The sequence below is a fragment of the Tenacibaculum lutimaris genome, from assembly GCF_003610735.1.
GTDB lineage: Bacteria > Bacteroidota > Bacteroidia > Flavobacteriales > Flavobacteriaceae > Polaribacter > Polaribacter lutimaris.
Genome location: NZ_RAQM01000007.1, coordinates 90,550 through 101,870 on the forward strand (window position 1 = coordinate 90,550; position 11,321 = coordinate 101,870).

General features: G+C 32.4%; 12 protein-coding genes. 8 read left to right on the forward strand and 4 right to left on the reverse strand.

Annotated elements, in window-relative coordinates; translation table 11 throughout:
• The first annotated feature begins 21 nt into the window (after positions 1-21).
• Together C8N26_RS04000 and C8N26_RS04005 are read left to right on the forward strand one after the other, a co-directional pair.
• Positions 22-1,278: a Y-family DNA polymerase gene (locus C8N26_RS04000; RefSeq protein WP_120186171.1), complete on the forward strand. Its 1,257-nt coding sequence runs from the start codon at positions 22-24 to the stop codon at positions 1,276-1,278.
• A gap of 25 nt (positions 1,279-1,303) precedes the next feature.
• Positions 1,304-1,762: a LexA family protein gene (locus tag C8N26_RS04005; protein ID WP_120186172.1), complete on the forward strand. Its 459-nt coding sequence runs from the start codon at positions 1,304-1,306 to the stop codon at positions 1,760-1,762.
• A 70-nt stretch (positions 1,763-1,832) separates the two neighbouring features.
• Here the strand turns inward: C8N26_RS04005 and C8N26_RS04010 are convergent, their stop codons facing one another.
• Positions 1,833-2,243 carry a BrxA/BrxB family bacilliredoxin gene (locus tag C8N26_RS04010; protein WP_028892207.1) on the reverse strand — a complete coding sequence of 137 codons (411 nt, stop codon included), beginning with the start codon at positions 2,241-2,243 and terminating at the stop codon, positions 1,833-1,835.
• Positions 2,244-2,357: 114 nt separating this feature from the next.
• On the opposite strand from C8N26_RS04010, the gene C8N26_RS04015 reads away from it, so the two are divergent.
• From C8N26_RS04015 to C8N26_RS04040, 6 genes are all read left to right on the forward strand, one after another.
• Positions 2,358-3,116 carry a TerB family tellurite resistance protein gene (locus C8N26_RS04015; protein ID WP_028892208.1) on the forward strand — a complete coding sequence of 253 codons (759 nt, stop codon included), beginning with the start codon at positions 2,358-2,360 and terminating at the stop codon, positions 3,114-3,116.
• 123 nt (positions 3,117-3,239) lie between these two features.
• Positions 3,240-6,647: an isoleucine--tRNA ligase gene (gene ileS / locus C8N26_RS04020; RefSeq protein ID WP_120186173.1), complete on the forward strand. Its 3,408-nt coding sequence runs from the start codon at positions 3,240-3,242 to the stop codon at positions 6,645-6,647.
• 4 nt (positions 6,648-6,651) lie between these two features.
• Positions 6,652-7,029, forward strand: coding sequence for a TraR/DksA family transcriptional regulator (locus C8N26_RS04025; protein WP_028892210.1), 378 nt, complete (start codon positions 6,652-6,654; stop codon positions 7,027-7,029).
• A 44-nt stretch (positions 7,030-7,073) separates the two neighbouring features.
• Positions 7,074-7,724 (forward strand): hypothetical protein, encoded by a 651-nt coding sequence (locus tag C8N26_RS04030; protein WP_147418480.1) that lies wholly within the window; start codon positions 7,074-7,076, stop codon positions 7,722-7,724.
• Positions 7,725-7,856: 132 nt separating this feature from the next.
• Complete coding sequence (locus tag C8N26_RS04035; protein ID WP_120186175.1) at positions 7,857-8,450, forward strand: lipoprotein signal peptidase; 594 nt, start codon at positions 7,857-7,859, stop codon at positions 8,448-8,450.
• 40 nt (positions 8,451-8,490) lie between these two features.
• On the forward strand, positions 8,491-9,093 hold the full coding sequence (locus C8N26_RS04040; RefSeq protein ID WP_120186176.1) for a DUF4230 domain-containing protein: 603 nt from the start codon (positions 8,491-8,493) through the stop codon (positions 9,091-9,093).
• Here C8N26_RS04040 and C8N26_RS04045 read toward each other — a convergent pair.
• From C8N26_RS04045 to C8N26_RS04055, 3 genes are read right to left on the reverse strand one after another with little or no spacing between them, the layout of a single operon-like run.
• Entirely contained in the window at positions 9,090-9,503 is a 414-nt protein-coding gene (locus C8N26_RS04045) for a DUF6691 family protein (RefSeq protein WP_120186177.1), read from the reverse strand. The genes C8N26_RS04040 and C8N26_RS04045 overlap by 4 nt on opposite strands.
• A gap of 1 nt (position 9,504) precedes the next feature.
• Positions 9,505-10,065, reverse strand: a complete 561-nt coding sequence (locus C8N26_RS04050) for a YeeE/YedE family protein (protein ID WP_120186178.1) — start codon at positions 10,063-10,065, stop codon at positions 9,505-9,507.
• On the reverse strand, positions 10,065-11,303 hold the full coding sequence (locus C8N26_RS04055) for a 3-deoxy-D-manno-octulosonic acid transferase (RefSeq protein ID WP_120186179.1): 1,239 nt from the start codon (positions 11,301-11,303) through the stop codon (positions 10,065-10,067). The genes C8N26_RS04050 and C8N26_RS04055 overlap by 1 nt, the downstream gene beginning before the upstream one ends.
• Positions 11,304-11,321 lie beyond the last annotated feature (18 nt).

Genomic DNA, 11,321 nt, shown 5'->3' on the forward strand with positions numbered 1-11,321 from the left:
AGATTCTGTACCTTTACAGTTATGTATGCGTTGGTAGATTGTAATAACTTTTATGCTTCTTGCGAACGGGTTTTTAATCCGAATTTGCAAGGAAAACCAGTAGCCATTTTAAGTAATAATGATGGCTGCGTTATTTCAATGAGTGATGAAGCAAAAAAATTACAACTTCCATTTGGAGCACCAATTTTTAAGTGGGATCAATTTTGTAAAAACAACAATATCTCAGTGTTGTCTTCAAACTATCCGCTATATGGTGATATGAGTGCTAGAGTGATGAAAATTCTAGAACAATTTTCTCCAGATGTAGAAGTATACTCTATTGATGAAGCTTTTTTACAATTCAAAGGTTTTGATGAGTATGATTTTAATTCCTACGGGAAAGAAATTAGAGAAAGACTATTGAAGTGGACGGGGATTCCAACCTGTGTAGGGATCGCACCAACAAAAGCGTTAAGTAAAGTAGCCAATAAAATAGCTCGTAAATTTCCAAAAGAAACAGGAGGAGTATATGTAATAAATTCCGAAGAAAAAAGAATCAAAGCATTACAGTGGACTCCTATAGAAAGTGTTTGGGGAATTGGCATAGGTATACAGAAGAGATTGCTCGCCAAAGGATGTAAAAAGGCATACGATTTTACGCAGTTAAACGATGATTGGGTATTAAAAAATCTTTCTATAACAGGCTGGAAGTTAAAAAAAGATTTAGAAGGAGATTCGAAAATAGAATTAGATGAACCTACTAATAAGAAAGCAATAGCAACAACCCGAAGTTTTGAATATACATTTTCTGACTTAGATAATATTAAAGAAAGAATTTCAACCTTTGCAGTGAGTTGTGCAGAAAAATTACGCAAACAAAACTCTAGTTGTCATATGGTGATTGTTTTGCTACGAAGTGATTATCATAAAAAAGATACTGAACAACATCGAGTGAGTAAAACAGTTGTGTTTCCATATCCAACAAACTCCACATTAACGATAAGTAAAAGTGCAGTACAAGCGGCAACAACTATATTTAAAGAAGGAATAAAGTATAAAAGAGCAGGAGTAATTGTAACAGGATTGGTTCCTTCAGATAATTATCAGATAGATATGTTTGCAAGCGAAAATCCGAAGCATGCCTCTTTAATGAGTGCGATTGATAAAATTAATCAAACTTATAAAGCAGATAAGATTAAATTAGCCAATCAAGATTTACAACGTACTTGGAAGATGCGTCAAGAACGATTATCGCCCAAATACACTACAAATATTAACGATATTATTAAGGTAAAATAAGTTTAGTTAAATAATAAACAATAAGATGTTACGAAAATTAAAGCCAGTAAAAGCACCAGAGGCATTGACTTTTTTCTTACCAAAAGAGTTAAATGAAAGTGAAGGAGCTATTTTAATGGATACAGGTATTTCTGCAGGGTTTCCTTCTCCTGCTGATGATTTCAGGGAAACGCGTATTTCGTTAGATGAAGAACTTATTAGAAATAAAGAAGCTACTTTTTTTGCACGAGTAAGCGGACAGTCGATGATTGGTGCAGGCTTAGATGATAATGACTTGCTAGTAATCGATAGAAGTATTCCGCCTACAAATAATAAAATTGCAGTATGTTTTTTAGATGGTGAGTTTACCGTAAAACGTTTGCGAGTTGAAGGTAGTGAAGTTTGGCTACAACCTGAAAATCCAGATTATCCAATTATAAAAATCACTGAAGAAAATAATTTTATTATTTGGGGAATTGTAACCAATGTAATTAAGAAAGTATAAAAAAAATCCAGCTATTTGCTGGATTTTTTGTCTTTGTTCTTTAGTACAAAAGGTTTATGCCTAGAATGTCTTAACAAAACTCGTCGTAAGCAGCTGCTAAGTTCTGAGCAATTGCTTCAGCAGAACGTCCTTCAATATGATGACGCTCTAACATGTGTACTAAATTTCCGTCTTTAAATAAGGCAATTGCAGGTGATGATGGAGGGAAAGGAATCATATATTCTCTTGCCTTCGCAGTAGATTCTTTTTCTACTCCTGCAAAAACAGTTGTTAAATGTGTAGGAGTTTTATCAGCTCCTAAAGAAGCAATAGCTCCTGGTCTTGCAGTACCTGCTGCACATCCACAAACTGAGTTTACCATTACTAACGTAGTTCCTTCTTTTGCTAAAGCATTGTCAACATCTTCAGCAGTATATAAAGCTTCAAAACCAGCGTTGATTAATTGGTCACGCATTGGTTTTACTAATTCTTCTGGATACATATTTTTGAATTAAATTTTAAAGCAAAGATACTGCTTTTCATGGCAACAATCAACTTGAAATAGCCATGGTTGTAGTTGCTTAATATTTTATCTTTGCATTTTTAAATTTTATAAATGGGAAAATTTGCAAAATGGCTTGGGGCTGGAGCAGGCTTTACATTAGGAGGCCCAATTGGGGCTATTGTAGGATTTGTTGTGGGTAGTTTTATAGATGGGATTTCAGTAGAAGATTTTAAAGAAGAACAACAAGAGTATCAAAAAAGACAACATCAAGGAACAAGAGGAAGAGCTACATCAGGAGACTTTGAAATTAGCTTACTAATATTAGCATCGGTAGTTATAAAATCGGATGGTAAAATAGACCAACGAGAGTTAGATTATGTTCGTATGTACTTTGTAAAAATGTACGGAAAAGAACGAGCAAATCATGCATTTAAATTGTTTAACGGAATTATTAAAAAACAAATTTCTACACGTCAAGTTTGTTTGCAAATCCGCCAGTACATGTCGCATGCTACGCGATTACAATTAGTTCATTTTTTATTCGGAATAGCACAAGCAGATGGACAAGTAACGGGTAATGAAGAGCAAGAGATTAGAAAGATAGCAAGTTACTTATACATCAACGAATATGACTATTCATCAATAAAAGCTATGTTCTATAATGAATCTGATAGCGCTTATAAAATGCTTGAAATAACTAAAGAAGCTACGAATGACGAGGTGAAAAAAGCGTATCGAAAAATGGCTAAAAAGCATCATCCAGACAAGTTGCAAAACTTAGGAGAGGAGCATAAAAATGGAGCAAACGAAAAGTTTCAAAAAATTCAAGCAGCTTACGAACAGATTAAAAAGGAAAGAGGAATTAATTAGTTTGTTTGCTTAAAAATAGAATTCACAATAAAAACGCCTTTTTTAAGGCGTTTTTTTATATCTCAAACTCAACAATTACAAGAAAATACGTAATTTCGCACATTCAATTAATAAACCGACAAAATGAGTAAGAAGTTTACTGAATACAAAGGATTGGATTTACCAAAAGTAGCAGAAGAAATATTAAACTATTGGGAAGAAAACAACATCTTTGAAAAAAGTATTACTACACGTGAAGGAAACGAACCATTTGTGTTTTTTGAAGGACCACCTTCAGCAAACGGTTTACCAGGAATTCACCACGTAATGGCACGTGCCATTAAAGATATTTTTTGTCGTTATAAAACCCAAAAAGGATACCAAGTTAAGCGTAAAGCAGGTTGGGATACGCATGGTTTACCTGTAGAATTGGGAGTTGAAAAAGAATTAGGAATCACCAAAGAAGATATCGGAACCAAAATTACGGTTGAAGAATATAACGAAGCATGTAAAAAAGCTGTAATGCGTTATACTGATATCTGGAATGACCTAACAGAGAAAATGGGATATTGGGTAGACATGGAGGATCCATATATAACCTATAAACCAAAATATATGGAATCGGTTTGGTGGTTGTTAAAACAAATCTATAATAAGGATTTGTTATACAAAGGGTATACAATCCAGCCATATTCACCAAAAGCAGGAACAGGATTAAGTTCGCATGAGTTAAATCAACCAGGAACGTATCAAGACGTTACAGATACTACAGTAGTAGCTCAGTTTAAAACGATAAAAGAAACATTACCAGACTTTTTACAAGTTGATGGAGATGTACACTTTTTAGCTTGGACAACTACACCATGGACACTTCCATCTAATACAGCATTAACGGTTGGGCCAAAAATAGAATACGTTTTAGTTAAAACATTCAACCAATATACATTTGAGCCAATTCAAGTGGTGTTGGCTAAAAACTTAGTATCAAAACAATTTGCTGGGAAGAAATTTAATCAAGTAGAAGATGTAGCTGAATTAGCAAATTATGCTGAAGGAGATAAGCAAATTCCATATGCAGTTGTAAAAGAATTTATAGGAAAAGATTTAGTAGGTATTAAATACGAGCAATTATTACCATTTGCTTTACCATATCAAAATCCAGAAAATGCGTTTAGAGTAATTTCAGGAGATTTTGTTACTACCGAAGATGGTACAGGTATCGTACATACAGCCCCAACATTTGGTGCTGATGATGCTTTAGTTGCAAAACAAGCAACTCCAGAAGTGCCGCCAATGTTGGTATTAGATGAAAATGAGAATCCAGTTCCGTTAGTAGATTTACAAGGTAAATTTCGCCCAGAAATGGGAGAATATGCAGGTAAATATGTAAAGAATGAATACTATACAGATGGTGAGGCTCCAGAAAAGTCGGTAGATGTAGAACTTGCAATTCAATTAAAAGAAGAAAATAAAGCTTTTAAGGTTGAAAAATATGTACACAGTTATCCTAACTGTTGGCGTACGGATAAACCAATTTTATACTATCCGTTAGATTCTTGGTTTATCAAGGTAACTGACGTTAAGGATAAAATGTTCGATTTAAACGAAACCATCAACTGGAAGCCAAAATCAACTGGAGAAGGACGTTTTGGTAACTGGTTAAAAAATGCCAATGATTGGAACTTGTCACGTTCTCGTTTCTGGGGAATTCCATTACCAATTTGGCGTACTGAAGACGGAACAGAGCAAATCTGTATAGGTTCTGTAGCTGAATTAAAAGAAGAGATTCAAAAGTCAGTTGATGCTGGCGTAATGTCTGAAGATATTTTTGCTGATTTTGAAGTAGGAAATATGTCAGAAGATAACTATGATAAAATTGACTTACACAAAAATGTAGTAGATAAAATTATCTTAGTTTCTGCTTCAGGAAAACCAATGAAGCGTGAAAGCGATTTAATTGATGTATGGTTCGATTCTGGTTCTATGCCATATGCACAATGGCATTATCCGTTTGAAAACAAAGAATTAATTGATAATAAAGAAAGTTACCCAGCGAACTTTATTGCAGAAGGAGTAGACCAAACTCGTGGGTGGTTCTATACATTACATGCCATCGGAACTATGGTGTTTGATTCTGTAGCTTATAAAAATGTAGTGTCTAACGGATTAGTGTTAGATAAAAACGGACAAAAAATGTCAAAGCGTTTAGGAAATGCTGTTGATCCGTTTACTACATTATCTGAATTTGGTCCAGATGCAACACGTTGGTATATGATATCAAATGCGAATCCTTGGGACAACTTAAAATTTGATATTGCAGGAATAGAAGAGGTAAAGCGTAAATTCTTCGGGACTTTATATAATACGTATTCATTCTTCTCTTTATATGCAAACATTGACAACTTCACCTATAGTGAAGCTGAAATAGCTATTAACGAAAGACCAGAGATAGATCGTTGGATTTTATCTGAATTAAACACGTTAGTTCAAAAGGTAGATAAATTCTATGCAGATTATGAGCCAACCAAAGCAACCAGAGCTATTTCTGATTTTGTACAAGATCATTTAAGTAACTGGTATGTACGTTTATGTAGAAGACGTTTCTGGAAAGGAGAGTATGCACAAGATAAAATCTCTGCATACCAAACGTTATACACCTGTATGTTAACGGTAGCTAAATTAGGATCTCCAGTAGCACCTTTCTTTATGGATCGTTTGTATAAAGATTTAATAAAAGCTACAGGAAAAGAAAGTTTTGAAAGCGTACATATAGCAGAGTTTCCTAAATACAATGCTGATTTAGTAGATAAGTCGTTAGAGCGTAAAATGGAAAATGCACAAACAATATCTTCGTTAGTACTATCTTTAAGAGCTAAAGAAAAAATTAAAGTACGTCAACCGTTACAAAAAATTATGATTCCTGTATTGGATGCAACGCAGAAGGAAGAAATTTTAGCAGTAGCAGACTTAATAAAATCAGAAGTTAATGTTAAGGAGATAGAGTTATTAGACGATGCTTCAGGGATTTTAGTAAAACAAATCAAACCAAATTTTAAAGCTTTAGGGCCTAAGTTTGGTAAAGATATGAAGTTGATAGCTAATGAAATACAAAGCTTTACACAAGAAGATATCTTCAAAATAGAAAAAGAAGGAGAAATTTCTGTGGAAGTTAATAATAAAATGATTATTTTAGGAACCGCTGATGTAGAGATTTCATCAAAAGATATCGAAGGTTGGTTGGTGGCTAATGCAGAAGGGTTAACCGTTGCTTTAGATGTTACAATAAACGACGAATTACGCAAAGAAGGTGTGGCAAGAGAATTGGTAAACAGAATTCAAAACGCACGAAAAGACACAGGTTTAGAAGTAACCGATAAAATAAAATTAACCATTTTACAAGCTGATGATTTAAGAGAATCGGTATTGGCAAATGAAAACTACATTAAAGCAGAAACATTAACAAACGAACTAGTTTTTGTTGATGATTTAAAAAATGGTACAGAAATTGAGTTTGATACCATTAAAAGTAGAATGTTAATTGAAAAAATATAGCATTATGGATGATGTTAAAATAAGATATTCAGATAGTGATTTACAAGAATTTAAAGAAATCATCTTAAAGAAAATTGAAAAAGCAGAAGAAGACTTAAAATTATTACAAGCTTCTTATAAAAACGGATCTGATAACGGTACCGATGATACTTCACCACAATTTAAGTCGTTTGAAGAAGGATCGGATACGATGGCTAAAGAAGCAAATATGCAGCTAGCTATTCGTCAAGAAAAGTTTATTCGTGATTTAAAGAATGCCTTAGTTCGTATTGAAAATAAAACGTACGGTATTTGTAGAGTTACAGGTAAATTAATTCAGAAAGAACGTTTAAAGTTAGTGCCTCATGCTACCTTAAGTATTGAAGCAAAACGAAAGCAATAAACCGTAAAAAAATAGATAAAGCCTCTTTTAGAGGCTTTTTTTGTATGAAAAAATATACATTCTTATTATTTCTAGTCAGTAGTCAACTTCTTTTTAGTCAAGAAAAAGTAGTGCAGAGAAGAAGCATGACAGCACATGAATTGGAAGTTCTTACTTACGGACTGGATGATATTGTCATAGAGGATTCTGAAAATAATGAGTTAGAGGTAATTCTATTTGATGAAAATCCGCATACACATAACATTCTTTTTAAAGAGAAAGGAGAAATTTTAAAAGTAAGTTTTGAGCTAAATATTCCTCTACTACAAGATGAAGTTTTTAGAAAGTATATTACCAGAAGACTTGAAAGAGCTCGTGTAGTGATAAAAGTTCCAAAAAATAAACATATCACAGTTCATGGTAAAACGATTGGAGTAACCTCAAAAAGCTATTTAGGAGATTTAGATGTGTATATTGAAAGAGGGAATGTAAAAATGAATACTATTTTAGGAAATAGTAAAGTATATCTTTTTCAAGGGAATGTATTTGCTAATACATTTAAAACGGATTTAAGCCTTACTACAACTAAAGGAGTAATTTTAGTTAATGACAAAAAGAAAGTTTCTCCATTTCAAGAAAAGTATCCGCCTTCCTTAAAATCATTTACTGTAAATTCTATTCACGCTAATATTACTGTAAAAATTAAGAAAACCTGATAAAAATACATTACTTTCAATCAATAAAAAGAGAACAATATGATGAAAGAAAATTAGGTGTGTTTTTCTGAAATTTAACTGTAAAAAACATAAGAATAGTTTTCTTATTTTTGTTTCCATTAATTTGAAATAATGTCTAAAAAACACATCGCAATACTTACCGTAGTTTTGGCAATTTTAATTGACCAAATAAGTAAAATATATATCAAAACACATTTTCAATTAGGAGAAGAAATTGTTGTTTTTGACGATTGGTTCAGAATCCATTTTACCGAAAATAACGGTATGGCTTGGGGCTTTGAATTCGGAGGTAAAGCTGGAAAGCTATTTTTAACATTATTTAGAGTTGTTGCAGTTACAGGTATTGTATATTGGTTATGGCAAACTATTAAGAAAAAATCGCATACAGCAGTAATTATAGCTATTTCGTTAATTTTAGCCGGAGCGGTAGGTAATATTATCGACTCTGTTTTTTACGGAATAATTTTCGATACTTCATATCATAATGTAGCCACACTTTTTTCTGATAATCCTTACGGAGAATTGTTTCATGGAAAGGTAGTTGACATGTTGTATTTCCCAATTTATGAAGGGGAAAGCTTCACGTTTTTCAATGCTATTTTTAACGGAGCAGATTCTTGGATAACCATTGGTGTTGCGTTATTGTTTATATTTAATAAACAAGCATTTCCCAAAGAGGAAGAAGAAACTAAGAAGCTTTCATAATTCTCACATACTTTTTTTATATTTATAGAAAAAGAAAACGATGCGTTTACTAAAATACCTTGCTGTTTTTATACTAGGATTTTTAATTGCAAAATTTTGGTATGAAAAGAAAGAGGAAAAGTATGAACAAGAAGAAATTCAAGTTGTTTTAAACGGAATTCAAAACTTGAGCAAGTTAGTGGTTTCAGAAGGAAATTTTTCTGAAATGTATAGCTTTACCGATGCAAAAAAGTATTTCTATGGATACGTTACCTTTGAAAAGAAAGCAATGCTCTCAGTAAATGCTAAGGTTGAAGTAGGGTATGATTTATCGAAATTAGAAATTCAAATAGATAGTGTTGGTAAACAAATTATCATCAATAAAATTCCTGAAGAAGAAATTCTTATTTCTCCCGATATTAAATATTTCGATTTACAGCAGAGCCAGTTCAATACCTTTTCTAAGCAAGAACTAAATAAGCTGAATGCTAAAGCTATTGAAAAGATTCAATCGACAATTACAGTATCTCGACTACAAAAAGATGCTAAAACACGTTTATTTGAAGAATTGTCTAAAATTTACCAGCTCTCTAAAATTTACAATTGGAAAGTGGTAGATAATACCAATTCAAGGGTGTTTGACTCGTTATTGCTAAAAGATTAATGAGGTAATTTCTTACTTAATAACCCGTAAATAAAAGTGCCTAAAAGGGCTCCTAAAAGTACAATAACCATTGGGAGTATTCCGTGTCCAATTAAAACAAAAACAGGAGCAGGACACGCTCCTGCTAGCGCCCAACCTAAGCCAAAAAGAGTTCCTCCAACTAAAGTTCTAATAAAGCCTTTTTTCTTTTCTTTAATATTAATTTGATTACCTAAATAGTCTTTAATTTTTCCACTTTTAAAGAAATACATAAATACAGCAGAAATAGTTACAGCAGAACCAATAATTCCATACATGTGAAATGATTGAAATTTGAACATTTCGTAAATACGATACCAAGAAACCGCTTCAGATTTAGACAAAATAATTCCGAAAACTATACCTATAACTAAAAATTTCAAATTCTTCATCTTAACCAAATATTAAAGGAAATAGTACCCAAATCATAATTAAACCACCCACAAAAAAACCAATTACAGCAATTAAAGAAGGTAATTGAAAACTACTCAATCCTGTAATAGCATGCCCAGAAGTACAGCCATCAGCATAACGCGTTCCAAAACCAATTAAAATTCCGGCAACCAATAAAATTGCGAAACCTTTTAAGGTCAACATGTTTTCTATACTATAAATTTCGCTTGGAACATACGCTTTTCCAGCATCAGCAAAACCTAGTTCCGCTAATTCGTTAACGGTGGTAGGGTTTAAATCAATTCCTGGTGTAGCAGATAAATAATTAATAGCGATATAGCCTCCAATTAACAAACCAACTAAAAAGACAATAGCCCAATCACGTTCTTTCCAGTCTTTTTTAAAATAATCAGAGATTTTGCCTGCACCAGCCATGGTACACATAGTTTCTAAGTTCGTTGATACCCCAAAATTTTTTCCGAAGTAAAAAAACAAGAAAAGTATTATTGAAATAAATGGGCCAGATACATACCAAGGCCATGGTTGTAATATAAAATCCATTATAATATGTTTTTTAAATAAGTGACAATGATTTTTGTAGCTCCCACATTATTTTTGATGTAACTGTGGTTAACACTTCCCATTTGCTCTCTTAGTTTTTTGCCTGATTTTAACGAAACAAAATTACTAGAAAATTCGTTAGTATTTACAACTGTTTTAGCTCCTTTTAATTCAAGTAAGTCGATAGCTTCTTGAAATTTTTTGTATTTATTACCACCAAAAATAACAGGGACACCATATGTCGCTGGTTCTAAAATATTATGTAAACCAGTAGCAAGTCCACCACCTACGTAAGCTACATCAGCATAAGAGTAAATTTTGGTAAGCAACCCAATTGTGTCAATTATAAAAACTTGATAATTGGATAGTTGTTTTCCTTCTTTTTCAGAAAAAAGAATCGTTTTCTTATTGATTAAGCTCTGTAGTTCTTTAATCTGTTTTTGGTTGATGTTGTGTGGAGCAATAATAAACTTTTCGTCATCAGTAGCGTTATTATTAATGTAATTGATAATCAATTCTTCATCTTCTTTCCAAGTGCTTCCAGCAATTACGGTATACTGACTGTTTTTAAACTCAGAAATAAAATCTAAAGAGTTGTCTTGTTGTAAAATATCGTATACACGATCAAATCGAGTGTCACCAGCAATAGTTACATTGTGAAAATCAATATAATTTAATAGTTTTTTAGATGTTTCGTTTTGCACAAAAAAGTGATTAAACGCCGTCAATTTTTCACGCATAAAACCTCCATACCACTTAAAGAAGGATTGTTTTTTTCTAAAAATTCCTGAAATTAAAATTGTAGGAACATCATGCTTTTTTAATTCAGAAAGGAGGTTAGGCCAAAACTCATATTTAATCATAATAGCCATGTCAGGATGCACTAGTTTGATGAATTTTTTAACGTTCGATTTAGTGTCTAAAGGTAAATAGCATATGACATCAGCTAGTGGATAATTTTTTCTTATCTCATATCCCGAAGGAGAAAAAAAGGTTACTACAATTTTATAATCTGAATAGTGTTGTTTTAATTCTTCAATAATAGGTCTACCTTGCTCAAACTCACCTAAAGAAGCAGCATGAAACCAAATTACTTTATCGGTTTTGGAAATACTGTTGAGTTTAGAAAAAGTATCTTTTCTCCCTTCATAAAACAGCTTTATTTTTTTGTTGAATAAAGCTACAAATGGAAGTAAGATAGATACTATGGCAAGAAGTAAATTGTATAAAAAATTCATTATGCGAATTTATGAAAT